Origin of the sequence: Pseudomonas protegens (genome assembly GCF_003732485.1) — a bacterium.
Taxonomy (GTDB): Bacteria; Pseudomonadota; Gammaproteobacteria; order Pseudomonadales; family Pseudomonadaceae; genus Aquipseudomonas; species Aquipseudomonas protegens_B.
Window position 1 is genome coordinate 95,177 of the sequence record NZ_MOAK01000030.1, and the last position, 21,189, is coordinate 116,365.

The following is a 21,189-nucleotide window of genomic DNA, read 5'->3' on the forward strand; positions in this document are numbered from 1 at the left end:
CCATCGACGTATTGATCGTGGTCACCCAGAACGGTGACGAGGAAGGGCTACCCCACACCGCTGCGATCGTTCAGGACAAACTGGGCCTGCCGACCACGGTGGCGGCCTTCGATATTTCCCTGGGTTGTTCCGGGTATGTCTACGGTATCTATGCCATCAAGGGCTTCATGGAAGCTGCGGGCCTGAAAAATGGCCTGTTGGTCACCGCCGATCCTTATTCGAAGATCGTCGATCCCGAAGACCGCAACACCACCATGCTGTTCGGCGATGCCGCCACCGCCACCTGGCTGGGCGAGGGGGCTACCTGGCAGTTGGGCAAGGCCAAGTTCGGCACTGATGGCTCCGGTGCTCCGCACTTGAAAGTCAGTGATGGCGTGTTCTTCATGAACGGCCGCCAGGTGTTCAACTTCGCACTGCTCAAGGTGCCTGCCCACCTGCACGAGTTGTTGGCCGAGTCGGGCTTGCAGCCTGACGATATCGATGCCTTCTGCATTCACCAGGGAAGTGCCGCGATTGTCGACGCCGTGGCCCGGCGTTTCGAGGGCGATCCGAACAAGTTCATCAAGGACATGATGGAAACCGGCAACACGGTTTCCTCGAGCATTCCGCTGCTACTGGAAAAGCACATGTTCGATTCCAGCTGGAAGCGCGTGGCCTTGAGTGGCTTCGGCGTTGGTTTGTCCTGGGGGTCGGCTATCATTTATCGCTCCTGACGCTCAGCTTCCGGCGGCACACGTAGCGCTCAAGGTGTAATCTTGAGCGCTATTTTTTTGCGCGAGTGATAAGCGAGGCAGCATGAGCGACAGCTTGGAACACAATGCCCAGGTCCTGGGCGAGCGCTGGCCGGTGCTGCTGGAGCGGCTGCTGGCTGAAGACAGTGACGCGCTGCAGGCGGACCTGGTGGAGGGGCTGGGCTCGACCCTGAGCATCGCCGGTATCCAGCTCACCAGCCGTCATGATCGTACCCGTGAGGCGCATACCCAGGCTGCCAGTCTGCCTGAGGCGCCGGTCCTGCATCTGTACGGCTGCGGCCTGGGAGACCTGCAGCGGGCGTTGCTCCAGCGGCCGGAGTTGACGCGTCTGTACGTGCACATCCTCAATGGCGCGGTGTTCAGGCTGGTGCTGCAGCTGCTTGATCAGCAGGACTGGCTGGCCGATCCACGGGTCGAGTTGCTGTATGCCGGCGATCTGCCGGAGATTCAACTGCCGTTCTTCGCCCTGCCGGCCGAGTTGGTGCTGGCCGATGATTACAACGCGAAGATTCGCGACCGGCTGATCAGCGAGACCCATCTGTCTTTCAACAATCGTCTGTTCTCGGCCGATGCGCCGGACATCACTGCGCGTCTGGACGCCATCGAGCCCTGGGTTAGGGCGGATCGCGATGTTGCCGAACTGTTTGATCTTCACGCTGGGCGCGAGGTGTTCGTGATCGCTACGGGACCGAGCCTGGAACAGCATTACCAGGCATTGCGGGTCGTAGCCGAACAACCTGAGCGGCCGTTGTTGATCTGTGTGGATACGGCCTATCTGCCCCTGCTCAAGCAAGGCATCCGTGTGGATCTGGTGGTCAGTATCGATCAGCGAATCTCCACCGTGCACCTGCCGGGCCAGGGCAGTGAAAGCGTCGTTCTGGTCTATCTGCCCCTGGCGGACCCGTTGGTTCTTGAAGGTTGGCAGGGGCCGCGGTATGTGGGCTATTCCTCCAGTCCGGTATTCCAGGCGTTGCGCCAGCGGATACCGCGGGCGCAATTGCATGCCGGAGGCAGTGTGATTCATCCGGCAGTGGATCTGGCGGTGAAGATGGGCGGCAGGCGGATCACCCTGTTTGGTACGGACTTCGCGTTTCCTCAGAATCGTAGCCATGCCGGGTGGCAGGACGGCGACCTGGGTCCCCAGGCCGGCGTGGCCCGGCATTGGGTGCTTGACGGCCATGGGCAGCGGGTCAAGACCCAGCTCAACTTTCGCAGCTACCTGTGCGAGCTGGAGCGTTACATCGCGAGTCGGCCCGAAGTGGTGTTCTTCAATACTAGTCGCAGTGGCGCGATGATCCTGGGCACTACCTTCCATGGATATTTTGTTCAATGAAGCGACTTGAGCCTGTGTTTGATCGTGCCCGGGAAGTTGCCGATCTGTTCCGCCTGGGCCGGGATGTGGAGGCTGTAGAGGGCATGGTCGAGTTGTTCGAGCCCATACAGTTGCGGTTGGATAGTGCGCCGGTGTCGGTTCAGCAGGACTGGGCCCGGTTGCTGGGCCTGATGCTGGCTTGCCAGGAAACGCAGAACTGGTTGGGTCTGGCTGATTATCTCGAATATGAAATGTTGGATTGGCTGCAGGTTGGGCTCGACGGTTGACGGGGTTTCCCGTCTGCAGGCTCAAAGCTGGTTTTTGCGTGGGTTTTCTGGCGACATTTTTTCGCTTGTCGATGGGCTTAACCCCTTGTTTTCCAAGGGGTGGCAGGGTGATGGCAAATATTTTTGAAAAAGCCCTAAAGCAACTTGCATTGGCGACGATAACTATTACGAAGGTTCTCTAGGCCATTACCCGGCGGTTGCCAGGGCCGGAAGCCGCAGTACCCAACCAACGAGGAATTCGTCATGGCTTTAACAGTAAACACTAACGTCACGTCGTTGAACGTTCAGAAAAACCTGAACCGCGCTTCCGACGCTCTGTCGACTTCGATGACTCGCCTGTCTTCCGGCCTGAAAATCAACAGTGCAAAAGACGACGCCGCCGGCCTGCAGATCGCTACCCGTATGACTTCGCAGATCCGTGGTCAGACCATGGCGATCAAGAACGCCAACGACGGTATCTCCATCGCCCAGACCGCTGAAGGTGCGATGCAAGAATCCACCAACATCCTGCAGCGTATGCGTGAGCTGGCTCTCCAGTCGCGAAACGACTCCAACGGCACTGCAGACCGTACCGCTCTGGACAAAGAATTCGCTCAGATGTCCGACGAGCTGACTCGTATCGCCAAGTCGACCAACCTGAACGGCAAGAACCTGATCGACGGTAGCGCTGGCACCATGACCTTCCAGGTTGGTTCCAACACTGGTGCTACCAACCAGATCACCATCACTCTGGCCAGCGGCTTCGACGCTGCGACCCTCAGCGTAGACTCGGCGACTATCTCCATCAGCGCCACCAGCAGCGCCATGGCTGAAACCAACACCAGCAACGCGATCAACGCGATCGAAAAAGCGCTGCAGACCATCAACTCCAGCCGTGCCGACCTCGGTGCTGCCCAGAACCGTCTGACCAGCACCATCTCCAACCTGCAGAACATCAACGAAAACGCCAGTGCTGCACTGGGTCGCGTACAAGATACCGACTTCGCTGCTGAAACTGCCCAGATGACCAAGCAGCAGACTCTGCAACAAGCTTCGACTGCAGTTCTGGCCCAGGCCAACCAACTGCCATCCGCTGTACTGAAACTGCTTCAGTAATAGCTGGCTAAGCTTTGGCGGGGGAGTGCGCTGGTCGTGCTCTCTCGCTTTTTTACTTTAAGAGGTGATGGACATGGATATGAGCGTGAAGCTGAACTTGTCTTATCCAGCGGCCAAGCCGGTGACGCCAGTTGCTGACAAGCCCGTTGAGAAGCCTCGAGAGGTGGTGCCTACTATCGCTGAAACTGCCAGTCAGCACGGTAAGAAAGGTGCTCAGACCGAGCAGGAAAAGTTGAAGATGGCCGTGCAGGAAATCGAGAAATTCGTCCAGTCGGTCAAGCGTAACCTGGAGTTCTCGATCGACGAGCCCTCCGGCAAGGTTGTGGTCAAGGTCATTGCCAGTGATTCGGGTGAGGTGGTTCGTCAGATCCCCAACGAAGAAGTGCTGAGATTGGCCAATAGCTTGAATGACGCCAGCAGCCTGCTGTTCAGCGCGAAAGTCTGATAGCTGGCATGAAACTTGTTGCTGTGTTCTTTTGGGTGTTGTAGTAGTCAAAAGACCGGCGGCACATTGAAGGGAGATACACATGGCAAGTCCAATTCTACCGGGTACCGGTCTGGGTTCCGGCCTCGATACTGGTGCTATCGTCAAGGCGTTGGTTGGGGCTGACAAAGCGGCCAAGCAGGGGCAGATCGACCGTGCAACCACCAACAACAGTGCGAGTATCTCCGGTATCGGCACCTTGCAATCTCTTTTGTCGACTTTCCAAAGCACCCTGTCGGTCACAGGGCTTGGAAGCGCGGTCAATCCTTCCTTTAGCGGTTTTGCGGCGACCTCCAGCGACAGTAAAACCGTGGATGCCACAGCTGACAACTATGCGGTGGCTGGCAAGTACACTGTTGAGGTGACTAATCTTGCAACTTCGTCAAAAGTGGCCAGTAAGGCTTTTGCCGGAGGAAATACCAGTGCCATTCCGAGTGGTGCGTTGAACATCACTCAAAATGGCATTAACTATCCGCTGACAGTCGGTGCAAATGCGACATTGCAGTCGGTGCGTGACTCGATCAACGCCGATTCCAAGATGGCCATGGCCGGGATCAGTGCCAACATCGTGACCGACTCGTTCGGTTCGCGGCTGGTGATTGGTTCTGAGAAGACTGGTGCTGGCTCTGATATTTCTGTCAGTGGTATTCCCGATTTGACGGTTGATGGTACTCAGCCAATGGGTGCTGGTGCCGGCGCATCCGGGAATATTGGCGGACTGGCCAAGGATGCGGTTTTCAGCATCGATGGCATGCAGCTGACCAGCAAGACCAATACCGTTACTCAGGCTGTTTCCGGTCTCAAGCTCAACTTGGTGGCCAAGACTGATAAGCCGATCACTATCACTGTTGCGACCAATACTGAAGGTCTGAAGACTTCGATTCAGAAGTTTGTCGATGCCTATAACGCCGTGGCCAATGGCATTTCGACGCTGACCAAGCCCTCGCTGGACGACAATGGCAAGCTGACGGTTCCTGCTCAATTGACCGGCGACCCTCTTCCTCGCTCGATTCTGGCGGCGATTCGTGCTCCGTTGTCGGAGGTAGGTGCGGGTGACAAGTTGACAGTGCTGGCGCAGTTGGGGATTACCACCAACCAGAAGACTGGTGCGCTGGATTTCGACGATAAGAAGTTCACCGTCGCCATGACCGACAAAAAACTCGGTGGCGAAGTGCAGAAGCTGTTTTCCGGCGATGGCACCAATCCGGGCCTGCTTGATCGCATGACTTCCGCTATCAAGCCGTTCACTCAGGGCGTAGGTACCATGACCGAGGGGATTCTCACCACTCGGACCAAGACGCTGGATATCACCAAGAAAAAGCTCAGCGATCAGCAGGATGCCCTGGATCGCCGAGTGGAGACGCTGACTGCGTTACTGACCAAGAAGTACAACGACATGGATACCCTGGTGGGCAAGTTGAAGGCCACTGCCAGTAACATCACGTCGATGTTCGAAGCGTTGAACGCACAGAAAAAAGGCTAATATCCAGCCTGCGCCAAAAGCCCGGCAGCGTTTTCCAGCGCTCCGGGTTTTTGTATTTGGCCTAAAGTTTTTTGACGTTACGTCGATACATTGCTTATACGAACCCTTGAGTTTTGAAGAGGTATTACATGAATCCGATGTTAGCCCTTCGGCAGTATCAGAAGATCGGTGCGCAGGCACAGACCTCCGAAGCCAGTCCTCATCGCCTGGTGCAGATGCTGATGGAAGGTGGCCTGGATCGTATCGCTCAGGCCAAGGGGGCGATCGAGCGCAAGGATATCGCCAACAAAGGCGTATTCATCAGCAAGGCCATTGGCATCATTGGCGGCTTGCGTGAAGGCCTGGACCTGGAAAACTCCATGGACACCCTGGGGGATCTGGACAGTCTTTACACGTACATGATGACGCGCCTGACTGAAGCCAATATCAAGACCGATCCGAAGATTCTCGATGAAGTCGCCGATTTGCTGCGCACGGTCAAGGATGGCTGGGATGCTATCGCCGCACCGGGTCCGCAGTTTTAAGGAGAAACTCCATGAGTGCTGTCCTGCAACGCATTGAAGAAACCCGTGAGGCGCTGGTTGGCGCCCTGGCTGAGCGCAACTGGCAAGCCATTGGCGAGCTGGACCTGGCTTGCCGTTCATGCATGGAGGACGTGCTCAGCGAGGCTCAGGTCGACGAGGCCGCATTGCGGGACAATCTGGAGGAGTTGTTGGGGGTTTATCGACAACTGCTTGAGGTGGCAACCGGCGAGCGTCAGGCGATAGTCGACGAGATGTCGCAGATCACTCAAGCACAGAACGCGGCAAAGGTTTACCATTTGTTCGGTTGATGTTGAGTTAATCCGAACGTTGCGCGCCATAAATTTGACTGTGCACGCATTTTTGACTTAACTAGTAGCTGTTTTCAGATTTCAGGCGTCTATAAGGCAGAAAATGCCTAAAGGGCGTCTAGCTTGCCCCTCATTCTGGGCATTGAGTTGACTAGGGAAGTTGCTATTGCATGTGGCGTGAAACCAAAATTCTGCTGATCGATGACGATAGCGTGCGCCGCCGCGACCTGGCGGTGATTTTAAATTTTCTCGGTGAAGAAAATTTACCCTGCGGTAGCCATGACTGGCAGCAGGCCGTCGGCTCTTTGTCGTCAAGTCGTGAAGTAATTTGCGTCCTTATCGGGACCGTAAATGCTCCTGGTGCACTTTTGGGCCTGTTAAAGACACTCTCAACCTGGGATGAGTTCCTTCCGGTTTTGTTAATGGGCGAAAATTCTTCCATCGACTTGCCTGAAGACCAGCGTCGTCGAGTGCTTTCCACCCTGGAAATGCCTCCTAGCTACAGCAAGTTGCTCGACTCCCTGCATCGTGCCCAGGTCTATCGTGAAATGTACGATCAGGCCCGCGAGCGCGGTCGTCATCGAGAACCCAACCTGTTCCGCAGCCTGGTAGGCACCAGTCGTGCGATCCAGCACGTGCGGCAGATGATGCAGCAAGTAGCGGATACCGATGCCAGCGTACTGATTCTCGGTGAGTCCGGGACTGGCAAGGAGGTGGTGGCTCGTAACCTGCACTACCACTCCAAGCGTCGTGACGCGCCATTCGTTCCGGTCAATTGCGGAGCCATTCCTGCAGAGTTGCTGGAAAGCGAGCTGTTCGGGCATGAGAAGGGCGCATTCACCGGGGCCATTACCAGTCGCGCCGGGCGCTTCGAGCTGGCCAACGGTGGCACGTTGTTCCTCGACGAAATCGGCGATATGCCGCTGCCGATGCAGGTCAAGCTGTTGCGGGTGCTGCAGGAGCGTACTTTCGAACGCGTAGGTAGCAACAAGACCCAGGGTGTCGATGTGCGAATCATCGCGGCCACCCATAAAAACCTTGAAAGCATGATTGAGGTGGGCAGTTTCCGTGAGGACCTGTACTACCGCCTCAACGTGTTCCCCATCGAGATGGCGCCGTTGCGTGAGCGAGTGGAAGATATTCCGCTGTTGATGAACGAGTTGATCTCGCGCATGGAACATGAGAAGCGCGGTTCGATCCGCTTCAATTCCGCAGCCATCATGTCCCTGTGCCGGCATGGCTGGCCGGGTAACGTCCGCGAGCTGGCCAACCTGGTGGAACGCATGGCGATCATGCATCCGTACGGGGTGATTGGTGTGGTCGAGCTGCCCAAGAAATTCCGCTACGTCGATGATGAAGACGAGCAGTTGGTGGACAGTCTGCGCAGCGATCTGGAAGAGCGGGTGGCGATCAATGGCCATGCGCCGGACTTCGCCGCCACCGCCATGCTGCCGCCGGAAGGCCTGGATCTGAAAGATTACCTCGGTAGCCTGGAGCAGGGCCTGATCCAGCAAGCGCTGGACGATGCCAATGGCATTGTGGCTCGCGCTGCAGAGCGCCTGCGCATTCGTCGCACCACGCTGGTGGAGAAGATGCGCAAGTACGGCATGAGCCGCCGTGAAGGTGATGAACAGGCGGATGATTGACGCCTGTTTTTCAAGTTGTTGAAAAAAGGGCGGTTTTTTTTAGGCACGGGTATTGCTAAGTCTCTTGCAACGTTCCGTTTAACTGACGGTCAGCCACGCGAGAAAGCACGATGCCCCAAGCCGCCCAGATGTCTCCTGTCCCTGTTACTTCGGGGCAATCGTCGTCCGTAGAGCAGGCAAGCCGGCTGGGTCTTGAGCAGGCCTTCGCCTTGTTCAACCAGATGTCGAGCCAACTTACTGACTCCTACAGCATGCTTGAGGCTCGGGTGACTGAACTCAAGGGCGAGTTGGCCGTGGTCAGTGCCCAGCGCATGCAGGAGCTGGCGGAAAAAGAGCGTCTGGCCAACCGTCTGCAAAACCTTCTCGACCTGTTGCCCGGTGGCGTCATCGTCATCGATGGTCACGGTATTGTCAGCGAGGCCAACCCGGCGGCGTGTGATCTGTTGGGGCTGCCGCTGGAAGGGCAGTTGTGGCGCAACATCATCGCCCGCAGCTTTGCGCCCCGTGAGGACGACGGTCATGAAATTTCCCTGCGCGATGGCCGGCGCCTATCGATCGCCACTCGTTCGCTGGATGCCGAGCCCGGGCAACTGGTGTTGCTTAACGATTTGACTGAAACCCGTCATCTGCAGGATCAGTTGGCTCGTCACGAGCGTCTGTCCTCGCTGGGCAAGATGGTTGCTTCCCTGGCGCATCAGATTCGCACACCGCTCTCGGCGGCCCTGTTGTATGCCAGTCACCTCACCGAGCAGGAGCTGCCGGTGGCCACTCATCAGCGATTCGCCGGGCGCCTCAAGGAGCGCCTGCACGAGCTGGAACATCAGGTGCGCGACATGCTGGTATTCGCTCGTGGTGAGCTGCCCCTGACCGATCGCCTGACGCCCAGGTCTTTAATGCAATCACTGCAGGCCGCGGCCCTGACCCATGTCCAGGATGTTGCCGTGCGTTGGCAGTGCGACAGTCATCAGGGAGAGTTGCTGTGCAATCGCGACACCCTGGTCGGAGCCTTGCTCAATCTGATCGAAAATTCCGTGCAGGCCAGTGCCGGCTCGGCGCGGCTCAAGGTGCACCTGTACAGTCGTGGTGACACCCTGCGGCTGTGCATCAGTGACAGTGGCAGCGGTATCGATGCGGCGGTCCTGGAGCGTCTGGGTGAGCCGTTTTTCACCACCAAAGCCAATGGAACCGGACTTGGCCTGACGGTGGTCAAGGCGGTGGCCCGTGCGCATCAGGGAGAATTGTCGCTGCGTTCCCGTCCTGGGCGCGGTACTTGTGCGCTGGTGACATTGCCTCTGTTCTCCAGTGCTCATGGAGTGGAGTGAAGGTAATGGCAATCAAGGTTCTACTGGTTGAAGACGACCGCGCGTTGCGCGAGGCCCTGGCAGACACCCTGCTGCTGGCCGGTCATGCCTACAAGGCGGTCGGCAGTGCGGAAGAGGCGCTGGAAGCGGTCGCCGTGGAGTCCTTCAGCCTGGTGGTCAGCGATGTAAACATGCCTGGCATGGACGGCCATCAGTTGTTGGGGCTGTTGCGTGCCCGCCAACCGCAGTTGCCGGTATTGCTGATGACCGCCCATGGCGCCGTTGAACGAGCTGTGGAGGCCATGCGTCAAGGCGCTGCCGATTATCTGGTCAAGCCTTTTGAACCGCGGGCTCTGCTCGAATTGGTGGCGCGCCATGCCCTGGGTTGCCTGGGGGCGGGCGAGGATGAGGGGCCTGTAGCCTTCGAACCGGCCAGTGCGCAATTGCTGGAATTGGCCGCGCGCGTGGCCCGCAGTGATTCCACTGTGCTGATTTCCGGCGAGTCCGGCACGGGCAAGGAAGTGCTGGCGCGTTACATCCATCAGCATTCCCATCGCAGCGCACAGCCCTTTATCGCCATCAACTGTGCGGCGATTCCCGACAACATGCTCGAAGCCACCCTATTCGGTCACGAGAAGGGTTCTTTCACGGGGGCTATCGCCGCGCAGCCCGGCAAGTTCGAGCAGGCTGACGGTGGCACTATTCTCTTGGACGAAATTTCCGAAATGCCCCTGGGGCTGCAAGCCAAGTTGCTGCGGGTGTTGCAGGAGCGTGAAGTGGAGCGGGTGGGGGCGCGCAAACCCATCACCCTGGATATCCGGGTGGTGGCCACCACGAACCGTGACCTGGCGGGAGAAGTGGCGGCCGGACGTTTTCGCGAAGATTTGTACTACCGTCTTTCGGTGTTCCCTCTGGCCTGGCGGCCGTTGCGCGAGCGAACCGCCGATATCCTGCCGCTGGCCGAGCGTCTGCTGGCCAAACACGTCAATAAAATGAAGCACGCCGCCGCCAGACTCTCGGCCGAGGCTCAAGCGTGCCTGCTGGCCTACCCATGGCCGGGCAACGTCCGGGAGTTGGACAACGCTTTGCAGCGGGCATTGATCCTGCAGCAGGGCGGCCTGATCCAGCCGGAAGATTTCTGTCTGGCCGGGCCCGTGGCCTGTGCGCCACTGCCGGCTCTGGCTTCTGCCGGTCAGTCGGCGTTGCGCGGCGTGGCCGGCGAGGATGAAGGCGCACCTCCGGAGTCGGGTGGCCTGGGAGATGATCTGCGGCGCCGGGAATTCCAGATGATCATCGATACCCTGCGTTCCGAGCGTGGCCGACGCAAGGAGGCGGCGGAGCGTCTGGGGATCAGTCCGCGCACCCTGCGTTACAAATTGGCGCAGATGCGGGACGCCGGAATGGACGTCGAGGCTTATCTGTTTGCGACCTGATTACTGATATGGGAAGCCCTGGATGGGCTTTTGTCGAGTTGGGCCATGGAGCTGGCACCCTTGTTGCTAACACCTCACTAACCGCACGGTGAGCGTCAAAAAATTGCGGGTCGTCAGAGAGAGTAGACCATGAGCCAAGGTGTTGAATTTAATCGGTTGATGCTGGATATGCGGGCCATGCAGATGGACGCGATGTCGCAGCCTAAATCTGCCGCAGTGGCAGAGGTCAGCGGCAGCAGCTTCGCTGACATGCTTGGCCAGGCCGTGAACAAGGTCAACGACACCCAGCAGGCGTCCAATCAGTTGGCCGGCGCCTTCGAGATCGGCAAAAGCGGTGTGGATCTGACAGATGTGATGATTTCCTCGCAAAAGGCCAGCGTGTCTTTTCAAGCCTTGACCCAGGTGCGCAACAAACTGGTTCAAGCGTATCAAGACATCATGCAGATGCCGGTTTAAGGACGAGATTGAGTCATGGCAGAAGCAGTCGCCGATAACGTACCGGCCAAGGCCACCCCGATAGACGGTAAACCGCCGCTGTTCGGTTTGTCTTTCCTGGAAAACCTGTCCCAGATGACCATGCTGCGTCAGGTTGGCCTGTTGGTAGGCCTGGCCGCCAGCGTGGCGATCGGCTTTGCCGTGGTGCTTTGGTCCCAGCAACCCGATTACCGGCCGCTGTACGGCAGCCTGGCCGGGATGGACGCCAAGCAGGTCATGGACACCCTGGCCTCTGCCGACATTCCCTACACCGTGGAGCCCAACTCCGGTGCCTTGCTGGTCAAGGCCGATGACTTGCCCCGTGCCCGCCTGAAACTGGCTGCTGCCGGGGTAGCGCCGGGTGATGGCAACGTCGGTTTCGAGATCCTTGATAAAGAGCAAGGCCTGGGCACCAGCCAGTTCATGGAAGCGACCCGTTATCGTCGCGGCCTGGAAGGCGAGTTGGCCCGTACCATCTCCAGCCTGAACAATGTCAAGGGCGCCCGGGTGCACCTGGCGATTCCGAAAAGCTCGGTGTTCGTCCGTGACGAGCGCAAGCCCAGTGCTTCGGTACTGATAGAGCTGTATTCCGGCCGCTCCCTGGAGCCGGGCCAGGTCATGGCCATCGTTAATCTGGTGGCTACCAGCGTCCCCGAATTGAGCAAGTCCCAAGTCACAGTGGTCGACCAGAAGGGCAACCTGCTCTCCGATCAAGCGGAAAACTCCGCGCTGACCATGGCCGGCAAGCAGTTCGACTACAGCCGTCGTCTGGAAGGCATGCTGACCCAGCGGGTGCACAACATCCTGCAGCCGGTGCTGGGCAACGATCGCTACAAGGCTGAAGTTTCGGCAGACGTCGATTTCAGCGCCGTTGAATCCACCTCCGAGCAGTTCAACCCTGACCAGCCAGCCCTGCGCAGTGAGCAGTCGGTCAATGAACAACGCTCCAGCAGCAATGGCCCGCAAGGTGTTCCAGGTGCCCTGAGCAACCAGCCGCCTGCGCCGGCATCGGCGCCGCAAACCACCGGTGGCGCTACCGCCGCCGCAGGCATGGTGCAGCCAGGTCAGCCGCTGTTGGACGCCAACGGTCAGCAGATCATGGATCCGGCCACTGGCCAGCCGATGCTGGCACCGTATCCGTCGGACAAGCGTCAACAATCCACCAAGAACTTCGAACTCGATCGTTCCATCAGCCACACCAAGCAGCAGCAGGGACGTCTCAATCGCCTGTCGGTGGCGGTAGTGGTGGACGATCAGGTCAAGGTCAACCCGGCCAACGGTGAAACCAGCCGTGCTCCCTGGAGCGCCGACGAATTGGCGCGCTTCACCCGCCTGGTGCAGGATGCGGTGGGCTTCGATGCCAGCCGTGGTGACAGTGTCAGTGTGATCAACGTGCCGTTCTCCGCCGAGCGTGGGGAAGTGGTCGCCGACATTCCGTTCTACTCGCAGCCGTGGTTCTGGGACATCGTCAAACAAGTGCTTGGCGTGTTGTTCATCCTGGTGCTGGTGTTCGGTGTTCTGCGTCCGGTGCTCAACAACATCACTGGCGGCGGCAAGAACAAGCAACTGGCCGGGCTGGGCAGCGACGTCGAGCTGGGCGGCATGGGCGGTCTGGACGGCGAGCTGGGCAACGATCGCGTCAGCCTCGGCGGCCCGCAAAGCATTCTGCTGCCGAGCCCGAGCGAGGGTTATGACGCTCAGTTGAACGCAATCAAGAGTCTGGTGGCTGAAGACCCGGGTCGTGTGGCTCAGGTCGTGAAAGAGTGGATTAACGCAGATGAGTGATAACCGAGCCGCTACCGCCAAACTGACCCGGGTCGACAAAGCCGCGATTCTGCTGCTGTCCCTGGGGTCCACCGATGCCGCGCAAGTGCTGCGCCACATGGGACCCAAAGAGGTTCAGCGTGTGGGGGTGGCCATGGCGCAAATGGGCAACGTGCATCGCGAGCAGGTCGAGCAGGTGATGAGCGAGTTCGTCGATATCGTCGGCGATCAGACCAGTCTTGGCGTCGGTTCCGATGACTATGTGCGCAAAATGCTCACCCAGGCCCTGGGCGAAGACAAGGCCAACGGCCTGATCGATCGCATTCTCCTGGGTGGCAACACCAGTGGCCTCGACAGTCTGAAGTGGATGGAGCCACGGGCCGTGGCCGACGTGATCCGTTACGAGCACCCGCAGATCCAGGCCATCGTGGTGGCTTACCTCGATCCGGATCAGGCCGGTGAAGTGCTGGGCAACTTCGACCACAAGGCGCGCCTGGACATCATTTTGCGGGTTTCCTCGCTCAATACTGTGCAGCCGGCGGCTCTGAAAGAACTGAACCAGATTCTCGAGAAGCAGTTCTCCGGCAACTCCAACGCGTCCCGTACCACCTTGGGCGGTATCAAGCGCGCAGCCGACATCATGAACTTCCTCGACAGCTCGATCGAAGGCCAGCTCATGGATTCGATCCGCGAAGTCGACGAAGACCTGTCCGGTCAGATCGAAGACCTGATGTTCGTGTTCAACAACCTGGCCGATGTCGATGATCGCGGTATCCAGGCCCTGTTGCGCGAAGTGTCCTCCGACGTCCTGGTTCTGGCCCTCAAGGGGTCGGACGAAGGGGTCAAGGAAAAGATCTTCAAGAACATGTCCAAGCGTGCGGCGGAGCTGCTGCGCGACGACCTGGAAGCCAAGGGCCCGGTTCGCGTCAGCGACGTGGAAACCGCGCAGAAGGAAATCCTCACTATTGCCCGCCGTATGGCCGAAGCCGGAGAGATCGTTCTCGGCGGGAAGGGCGGCGAAGAAATGATCTAAGGTCGCTTTATGTCGTCCAGCAGTGATGAGTCCCCAAGCGAACTGATTCGTGCCCGGGACGTCGAGGGTTTTGACGTCTGGGCGCTGCCCAGTTTCGATCCCGAACCGCCCGAGCCCGAGCCCGAGCCTGAAGAAGTGGCGGAAGAAATCGAGGAAGTGCCGCTGGAAGAAGTCCAGCCGCTGACCCTCGAAGAGCTCGAGAGTATTCGCCAGGAAGCCTATAACGAAGGTTTCGCCACCGGCGAGAAGGAAGGCTTCCATAGCACCACGCTCAAGGTTCGCCAGGAGGCTGAAGTCGCCCTGGTCGCCAAATTGCAGGCGCTCGAACAGCTGATGGTCAATTTGTTCGAGCCCATCGCCGAGCAAGATACGCAGATCGAAAAATCCCTGGTGGATTTGGTCAAGCATGTCACCCGCCAGGTGATCCAGCGTGAGTTGGCGATGGATTCCAGTCAGATCGAACACGTCATGCGCGAGGCCCTCAAGCTGCTGCCCCTGGGGGTTGGCAATGTACGTCTGTACGTCAACCCGCAGGACTTCGAGCAGGTCAAGAGCCTGCGCGAGCGGCACGAGGAAAGCTGGCGCATCGTCGAGGACGAGGCGCTGCTGCCCGGCGGTTGCCGGGTGGAGACCGAGCACAGCCGCATCGATGCCAGCATCGAAACCCGGATCACCCAGGCCATGGATCAACTGTTCGATCAGTTGCATGAACAGTCGCTGCACCCGGCGGCGGCGGATTTGAGCTTGGATCTCGGTCCACGGACTCCGGCTTTGCCGGATGTCGACGCCGCAGAATCCACCGTCACAGAGCAAACCGAGCCTGCGGAACACCCCGATGCGCCTTGATCGCACCAGTTTCGGCAAGCGCCTGGGGGGTTACGCCGAGGCCATCACGCTGCCGGGCCAGCCGATCCTTGAAGGCCGTCTGCTGCGCATGGTCGGTCTTACCCTTGAGGCCGAGGGTCTGCGCGCCGCCATGGGCACCCGCTGCCTGGTGATCAACGATGACAGCTATCACCCGGTCCAGGTCGAGGCGGAAGTCATGGGCTTTTCCGGGAGCAAGGTGTTCCTGATGCCGGTGGGCAGCGTGGCCGGGATCGCTCCCGGCGCCCGGGTTGTCCCATTGGCCGACACTGGGCGTCTGCCCATGGGCATGGGCATGCTCGGGCGTGTGCTGGATGGCGCCGGACGTGCTCTGGATGGCAAGGGCGGCATGCGTGCCGAGGATTGGGTGCCGATGGACGGTCCCACCATCAACCCCCTCAAGCGCGACCCCATCAGCCAGCCGCTGGACGTGGGCATTCGCAGCATCAACGGTTTATTGACGGTAGGTCGCGGCCAGCGTCTCGGTCTGTTCGCCGGTACCGGCGTGGGCAAGAGTGTGCTGCTGGGCATGATGACTCGCTTCACCGAGGCCGACATCATCGTGGTCGGGCTGATCGGCGAGCGGGGTCGTGAGGTCAAGGAGTTCATCGAGCACATTCTCGGTGAGGAAGGCCTCAAGCGATCGGTGGTGGTGGCTTCGCCAGCGGACGATGCGCCGTTGATGCGTTTGCGGGCGGCGATGTACTGCACGCGGATTGCCGAATATTTTCGCGACAAGGGCAAGAACGTCCTGTTGCTGATGGACTCCCTGACCCGTTTCGCCCAGGCCCAGCGGGAAATCGCTCTGGCCATCGGCGAGCCGCCGGCCACCAAGGGTTATCCGCCTTCGGTGTTCGCCAAGCTGCCCAAGCTGGTGGAGCGGGCCGGTAACGCCGAGGCCGGTGGGGGCTCGATTACCGCGTTCTATACCGTGCTGTCCGAGGGTGACGACCAGCAGGACCCGATCGCCGACTCGGCCCGGGGCGTGCTCGACGGGCATATCGTGCTGTCCCGGCGCCTGGCCGAAGAAGGGCACTACCCGGCCATCGATATCGAGGCCTCCATCAGTCGGGTCATGCCGGCGGTGATCAGCCCCGACAACATGGCCCGGGCGCAATACTTCAAGCAGTTGTGGTCGCGTTATCAACAGGCTCGGGACTTGATCAGCGTTGGCGCCTACGTCGCCGGTGGCGATCGTGATACCGACACCGCAATCTCCCTGCACCCGGCGATGGTCGCCTATCTGCGCCAGGGGCTTAACGACAACGTCAGCCTGGGTCATAGCCAGACTCACCTGGAATTGCTTTTCGCTCCAGCGACGGGGGGCTAACCGGCCATGGCCGACAGCCGTGCGGCGCGTCTGGCGCCGGTGGTGGACATGGCGGAAAGCGCCGAGCGTACCGCTGCCCAACGTCTGGAGTACTTTCACGGCCAGGTGCGTGTGGCCCAGAGCAAGCTGGGGGATCTGGAGCGTTTTCGTGGCGACTACCAGGAGCAGTGGGTCGAGCGCGGCAAGCTCGGCGTCAGTGGTCACTGGTTGATGAACTATCAGTATTTTCTCAGTCAGCTGGATACCGCCGTGGCCCAGCAGCGGCAAAGCCTTGCCTGGCATCAGAACAACCTCGATCGCGCGCGCGAGGCCTGGCAGCAGGCTTATGCCCGGGTGGAAGGGTTGCGCAAGCTGGTGCAGCGTTACATCGATGAGGCTCGGGCGCTTGAGGACAAGCGCGAACAGAAGCTGCTGGATGAACTTTCCCAGCGCCTGCCCCGTCAGAATCCTTATTGAGAGCGCTCATTTTTCGTCCGCAGGTTGTTCGCCGGGTCAGTGGGTGCTAAACCTTTTAAACGTCGTCAATGACAAGGAAGCAGTCACATGTCGGTCGTTACAGAAATATCCCCGGATGGGCAGAAACTCACGATTTCTATCAGGGGGCGCTTCGATTTCGGACGCCACCAGGAGTTTCGTGAATCCTACGAGCGACTCAACCGGACGCCGGAGTCCATCGTGGTGGACCTCAAGGAAGCCACTTACCTCGACAGCTCGGCGCTGGGCATGCTGTTGCTGTTGCGTGATCACGCCGGTGGCGACAACGCCGATGTTCGGGTGATCAACAGCAACTCGGATGTGCGCAAGATCCTCGCCATCTCCAATTTCGACAAGCTTTTCGACATCAGTTGAGCGGTATGCGCTCGATGGCCGAGCCCCTGTGTGTGCTGATCGCTGAAGATGGCGCGGCGGACCGCTTGCTGCTGTCCAGCATCATTCGGCGCCAGGGACATCAGGTGTTGGCGGCCAGCAATGGGGTCGAGGCCCTGGCGTTGTTCGAACAGCAGCGTCCGCACATCGTGCTGATGGACGCGATGATGCCGGTGATGGACGGCTTTGAGGCGGCGCGACGGATCAAGGCCCTGGCGGGCGAGACGCTGGTGCCGATCATCTTCCTCACTTCCCTGAGTGAAGGGGAGGCGCTGGCTCGCTGTCTGGAGGCGGGCGGCGACGACTTTCTGGCCAAACCCTACAATCCGGTGATCCTGGGCGCCAAGATCAATGCCATGGACCGCTTGCGACGTTTGCAGGAAACCGTGTTGGCGCAGCGGGACCAGATCACTCGTCACCACGATTACTTGCTCAATGAGCAACGGGTAGCCAAGGCGGTGTTCGACAAGGTTGCCCACTCCGGTTGCCTGGATGCGTCGAACATCCGCTACCTGCAATCGCCTTACGCGCTGTTCAATGGTGACTTGCTGTTGGCGGCCTACACCCCGGCGGGCGACATGCATGTGCTGCTGGGGGACTTCACCGGTCATGGCTTGCCCGCCGCGGTGGGGGCGATGCCCCTGGCCGAGGTGTTCTATGGCATGACCGCCAAGGGTTACGGGCTGCCGGAAACCCTGCGGGAGATGAATGCCAAGCTCAAGCGCATCCTGCCGGTGGATATGTTCTGCTGTGCGACCCTGCTGTGCCTGAGTACCCAGCGACGGGCGGTAGAGGTGTGGAATGGCGGCATGCCCGAGGGGTATCTGTATCGCCATGCGGGCAGCGCACGTACGCCCCTGGTGGCGCGCCATCTGCCCCTCGGGGTGCTGAATGCCGAGGCCTTCGAGGATCGCACTGAGGTGTTCCCCATGGCGCCGGGTGATCGGGTATTCCTGCTGTCCGATGGGGTGATCGACACCTGCAACGCCGAGGATGAGTTGTTTGGTGTGGAGCGGTTGCACCAGGTGTTTGCCGCCAATCGCGAGCAGGCGCGACTGTTCGAGGAGATTCAGCAGGCCTTGGAGGACTTTGGCGGCAGTGCCCGGGACGACGTGAGCATGGTCGAAGTCGGCTTGCCGGAGTTTCCCAGGCTTGCGCCGTCGGCCCCGACCTACTCCGACAGCGGCCAGTCCTGCCCGCTGGACTGGTCGGTGAGCTTCGAGTTCCGCGCCGCAACCCTCAAGCGCTTCAACCCCTTGCCGTATCTGCTGCAGTTGTTGCTTGAGGTGCACGGCCTACGCTCCCAGAGCGGGGCTCTATATAGCGTACTGGCCGAGCTCTATTCCAATGCCCTGGAGCACGGTGTGCTCAGGCTCGATTCCCGGCTCAAGCGCGATGCCGAGGGCTTCAGCCGCTACTACCGCGAGCGATCCGTGAGGCTGGCGGAGCTGGAGGATGGCTTTGTCCGAGTGCATTTGCAGGTGCAGCCCCAGGAGACGGGAGGGCGCCTGATCGTGAGGGTCGAAGACAGTGGCGAGGGCTTCGATGTCGCGGCGATCCTGGCCCGGCCCAACGATACCGGGCGCTTGTCGGGGCGCGGCGTCAGCCTGATTCGGCAGATGAGCCGCCAGGCGGTGTGGGCGGACGACGGGCGCAGTGTCTGCGTGGAGTTTTCCTGGGAGGCTCTGGCATAATCCTGGGGTTCTTGATCAAGGAGTGAACAAGTGGCTGAGATACATCTGGACCACGCGGTACTCAACGCATTGCAGGAAGTCATGGAGGATGAATACCCCGTCCTGCTGGACACTTTCGTCTGCGATTCCGAGGAGCGGGTGCGGTTGTTGCGCAAGTCCGAGGATGCTCTGCAGCTAGTGGCAACCGCCCACAGTCTCAAGGGCAGTAGCAGCAACATGGGGGCTATCCGTCTGGCGGAGCTCTGTCATGAGCTTGAGGTGCGGGCCGGACAAACAGCCGTTGATGGCATTCGTCAGCTGGTGGGGGAGATCGATGGCGAGTTCGCCATTGTCCGGCGCTTGTGCGAGCAGGAGCTGCAGCGCTTTCACTGCTGAGAAACGACCTTTTATCAGCTGGTTGATGAAACTGGCTCGACCTTTGCAGACAAGTCTCTCAACTGTACCTATGATCCCCGTGCAGCGGAGACTGTCCCATGGCTGTTACCCCTAATTCGCTTCTCCAGGCCACAGCTCAGGCCAACGCTAAGTCCAAGACTCAAGCGGCCCCTGCCAGTCCTTTGGCAAGCGTTGCCGAACCTGGGGACAAGGCGTCCAGCTTCGCGCAGCTCTATGCCAAAGAGTCCCAGAGCAAACCGCAGAACAAGTCGCTGACCTTTGCCGATAACTCGCCCAAGCCCGTGCGGGACAGGAGCGTAGACAACAGTCCGAAGAAGGGCGTTGCCAGCGATCAGTCTGCCGCGCCGCAGCCAGCGGTTGCCGATAGCGGCAAAACCTTGCCTGCCGACAAGCCGGCGAACAGCGACAGCAAGCCTGCCGCCGCCAGTGATGACGGCAAACCGGCCGACACCACGCAGGCCGATGCCTCGGTGAGTCCGGCGCCGGTGGACCCGAGCCTGTTGCCGGCGATCCAGCCGCAACCTCAGGTCGCTGAAGTGCCGCCGCCGGAAGTGACGGCACAACCTCAGGTTGAAGTGCCTGTGGCGCCGCCGGCTGTGGTGGCTGCTGCGGTAGTGCCGGCGGTGACACCTGTGGCAGAGCCGTCCAAGGAGGCGTTCGATCCCGAGGCCGATCCACTGGATGCCCTGCCGGCGGTGCGTCTGGCCATGGAGCAGGGCGGACACGTCTCGGCTTCCAGTCAGTCTCAGTCCAAGGCCGCGCCAGCGAACGCCAATGCCGACGGTCAGTTGACGTCGGTGCAGAACTTCGCCAATGGCATGGCCGGCATGCTTGAACAGCAAGCCAGCAAGAACAGCACCGAGCAGGGTGGCGAAAAGGCCTTCACTGGATTGATTGCCGACGGCCTGAAAGACCTCAAGGGGGCTTCCAGCGATACCCGGGTGGATGACTTCGCCAATCGTCTGGCGGCCCTGACCCAGGCGGCAACGCCGAAGACCGCCAATGCGGTGCCGGTCAATCAGCCGCTGGCCATGCACCAGAGTGGCTGGACCGATGAAGTGGTCAACCGGGTGATGTACCTGTCCAGCGCCAACCTCAAGTCGGCGGATATCCAATTGCAGCCTGCGGAACTTGGGCGCCTGGATATTCGTGTGCACATGATTCCTGACCAGCAGACCCAGGTGACCTTCATGAGTGCTCATGCCGGTGTCCGTGAAGCCTTGGAAGGGCAGATGCACCGTATGCGCGACATGTTCAACCAGCAGGGTTTGGGGCAGGTGGACGTCAACGTTTCCGACCAGTCCCGCGGTTGGCAGGGGCAGGAGCAGGCGCAGCAGGAGCAGAACCGCAGGAGTGGTTCCAGCACCAATGGCACGCGCCTGGATGGTGTCGACGAAGAGTTGCCCCATGGCGTGGCTGAAGTGGCTGCCCCGGTACAGACCGTGATCGGCACCAGTGCTGTGGACTATTACGCCTGATTGAGTGACAGAAGGGGTGTGGCGAAACAGCCCGCCATGCCCCTTGCTTCTCCCTCCCCGCTGCTTATCCCCCTATTCCAGACAAATCTGGCATAACACTTGCTCTTGCCTTGCCGTGCGACTGTGAACCCCCGAATAGTGACGGATTATTGGCATGGCGAAGAGCGAAGCAGCAGAAAAACCCACCGCAGGGAAAAGCAAACTCAAGCTTATCCTCTTGATTGTCCTGGCGTTGTTGCTGGCCATCGGCTTGTCGGTCGGCGCCACCTGGTACTTCATGCACAGTGCTCAGAGCAAACCTGCGCCGGCTGCGGAGACCGCCAGCAACGTCAAGCCGGCAGCGATTTACGAGTCCATGGCCCCGGCCTTTGTCGCCAACTACACGCAGAACGGCCGTCAGCGCTACATGCAGGTGAGCATTACCCTGTTGGCACGCAACCAGGCAGACCTGGACGCGCTGAAAGTGCACATGCCAGTGATCCGCAACAATCTGGTGATGCTGTTCTCCGGACAGAATTTCGACACCCTGGCGACCCCGGTCGGCCAGGAAATGCTCCGCCAGAAGGCCACTGCCAGCGTCCAGGAAGTGGCGCAGAAAGAGGTTGGCAAAGTGGTGGTCGAGCAGTTGCTCTTTACTAACTTCGTACTGCAGTAGGAACACGAC

22 protein-coding genes are annotated in these 21,189 nt (G+C 59.9%); all 22 read left to right on the forward strand.

The genetic code is table 11. The annotated features are described in order from the left end of the window. Nucleotides 1-713, forward strand: a 713-nt coding sequence (locus tag BLX41_RS04585) for a ketoacyl-ACP synthase III (protein WP_259744412.1), incomplete at its 5' end; no start/stop codon positions are given. An 82-nt stretch (nt 714-795) separates the two neighbouring features. Further along, the gene (locus tag BLX41_RS04590) at nt 796-2,085 is read left to right on the forward strand and encodes a motility associated factor glycosyltransferase family protein (protein ID WP_123723947.1); all 1,290 of its coding nucleotides are present in this window, start codon (nt 796-798) and stop codon (nt 2,083-2,085) included. Beyond that, the gene (locus tag BLX41_RS04595; protein WP_123723948.1) at nt 2,082-2,351 is read left to right on the forward strand and encodes a hypothetical protein; all 270 of its coding nucleotides are present in this window, start codon (nt 2,082-2,084) and stop codon (nt 2,349-2,351) included. Before BLX41_RS04590 ends, BLX41_RS04595 begins: the two co-directional genes overlap by 4 nt. Before the next feature lie 243 nt (nt 2,352-2,594). Further along, complete coding sequence (locus tag BLX41_RS04600) at nt 2,595-3,446, forward strand: flagellin domain-containing protein (RefSeq protein ID WP_123723949.1); 852 nt, start codon at nt 2,595-2,597, stop codon at nt 3,444-3,446. Nucleotides 3,447-3,519: 73 nt separating this feature from the next. Then, complete coding sequence (locus BLX41_RS04605) at nt 3,520-3,891, forward strand: flagellar protein FlaG (protein WP_123723950.1); 372 nt, start codon at nt 3,520-3,522, stop codon at nt 3,889-3,891. 82 nt (nt 3,892-3,973) lie between these two features. Next, nucleotides 3,974-5,413 carry a flagellar filament capping protein FliD gene (gene fliD / locus BLX41_RS04610; protein ID WP_123723951.1) on the forward strand — a complete coding sequence of 480 codons (1,440 nt, stop codon included), beginning with the start codon at nt 3,974-3,976 and terminating at the stop codon, nt 5,411-5,413. Nucleotides 5,414-5,541: 128 nt separating this feature from the next. Continuing rightward, complete coding sequence (gene fliS / locus BLX41_RS04615; RefSeq protein WP_123723952.1) at nt 5,542-5,937, forward strand: flagellar export chaperone FliS; 396 nt, start codon at nt 5,542-5,544, stop codon at nt 5,935-5,937. An 11-nt stretch (nt 5,938-5,948) separates the two neighbouring features. After that, on the forward strand, nt 5,949-6,245 hold the full coding sequence (gene fliT, locus BLX41_RS04620) for a flagellar protein FliT (RefSeq protein WP_123723953.1): 297 nt from the start codon (nt 5,949-5,951) through the stop codon (nt 6,243-6,245). Nucleotides 6,246-6,415: 170 nt separating this feature from the next. After that, the gene (locus tag BLX41_RS04625; protein WP_011059970.1) at nt 6,416-7,891 is read left to right on the forward strand and encodes a sigma-54 dependent transcriptional regulator; all 1,476 of its coding nucleotides are present in this window, start codon (nt 6,416-6,418) and stop codon (nt 7,889-7,891) included. A gap of 110 nt (nt 7,892-8,001) precedes the next feature. Further along, nucleotides 8,002-9,213 (forward strand): sensor histidine kinase, encoded by a 1,212-nt coding sequence (locus BLX41_RS04630; RefSeq protein WP_123723954.1) that lies wholly within the window; start codon nt 8,002-8,004, stop codon nt 9,211-9,213. A 5-nt stretch (nt 9,214-9,218) separates the two neighbouring features. After that, on the forward strand, nt 9,219-10,625 hold the full coding sequence (locus BLX41_RS04635) for a sigma-54-dependent transcriptional regulator (RefSeq protein ID WP_123723955.1): 1,407 nt from the start codon (nt 9,219-9,221) through the stop codon (nt 10,623-10,625). A gap of 129 nt (nt 10,626-10,754) precedes the next feature. Further along, nucleotides 10,755-11,081 (forward strand): flagellar hook-basal body complex protein FliE, encoded by a 327-nt coding sequence (gene fliE, locus BLX41_RS04640; protein WP_123723956.1) that lies wholly within the window; start codon nt 10,755-10,757, stop codon nt 11,079-11,081. 15 nt (nt 11,082-11,096) lie between these two features. Next, nucleotides 11,097-12,884 carry a flagellar basal-body MS-ring/collar protein FliF gene (gene fliF / locus BLX41_RS04645; RefSeq protein ID WP_123723957.1) on the forward strand — a complete coding sequence of 596 codons (1,788 nt, stop codon included), beginning with the start codon at nt 11,097-11,099 and terminating at the stop codon, nt 12,882-12,884. Further along, nucleotides 12,877-13,896, forward strand: a complete 1,020-nt coding sequence (gene fliG / locus BLX41_RS04650; RefSeq protein WP_011059975.1) for a flagellar motor switch protein FliG — start codon at nt 12,877-12,879, stop codon at nt 13,894-13,896. Before fliF ends, fliG begins: the two co-directional genes overlap by 8 nt. A 9-nt stretch (nt 13,897-13,905) precedes the next feature. Then, complete coding sequence (gene fliH / locus BLX41_RS04655) at nt 13,906-14,742, forward strand: flagellar assembly protein FliH (RefSeq protein ID WP_123723958.1); 837 nt, start codon at nt 13,906-13,908, stop codon at nt 14,740-14,742. Further along, a complete protein-coding gene (fliI, locus tag BLX41_RS04660) occupies nt 14,732-16,090 on the forward strand; it encodes a flagellar protein export ATPase FliI (RefSeq protein WP_123723959.1) in 1,359 nt (452 codons plus the stop codon). The genes fliH and fliI overlap by 11 nt, the downstream gene beginning before the upstream one ends. A 6-nt stretch (nt 16,091-16,096) precedes the next feature. After that, nucleotides 16,097-16,546, forward strand: a complete 450-nt coding sequence (gene fliJ / locus BLX41_RS04665) for a flagellar export protein FliJ (protein WP_123723960.1) — start codon at nt 16,097-16,099, stop codon at nt 16,544-16,546. Between the two features lie 87 nt (nt 16,547-16,633). After that, complete coding sequence (locus tag BLX41_RS04670; RefSeq protein ID WP_011059979.1) at nt 16,634-16,939, forward strand: STAS domain-containing protein; 306 nt, start codon at nt 16,634-16,636, stop codon at nt 16,937-16,939. Nucleotides 16,940-16,944: 5 nt separating this feature from the next. Continuing rightward, nucleotides 16,945-18,651, forward strand: coding sequence for an ATP-binding SpoIIE family protein phosphatase (locus tag BLX41_RS04675; protein WP_123723961.1), 1,707 nt, complete (start codon nt 16,945-16,947; stop codon nt 18,649-18,651). Between the two features lie 30 nt (nt 18,652-18,681). Continuing rightward, nucleotides 18,682-19,026 carry an Hpt domain-containing protein gene (locus BLX41_RS04680; RefSeq protein WP_123723962.1) on the forward strand — a complete coding sequence of 115 codons (345 nt, stop codon included), beginning with the start codon at nt 18,682-18,684 and terminating at the stop codon, nt 19,024-19,026. A 98-nt stretch (nt 19,027-19,124) separates the two neighbouring features. Then, nucleotides 19,125-20,525 (forward strand): flagellar hook-length control protein FliK, encoded by a 1,401-nt coding sequence (locus tag BLX41_RS04685; RefSeq protein ID WP_123723963.1) that lies wholly within the window; start codon nt 19,125-19,127, stop codon nt 20,523-20,525. 154 nt (nt 20,526-20,679) lie between these two features. Then, nucleotides 20,680-21,180 carry a flagellar basal body-associated protein FliL gene (gene fliL / locus BLX41_RS04690; protein ID WP_123723964.1) on the forward strand — a complete coding sequence of 167 codons (501 nt, stop codon included), beginning with the start codon at nt 20,680-20,682 and terminating at the stop codon, nt 21,178-21,180. The last annotated feature ends 9 nt before the right edge of the window (nt 21,181-21,189 follow it).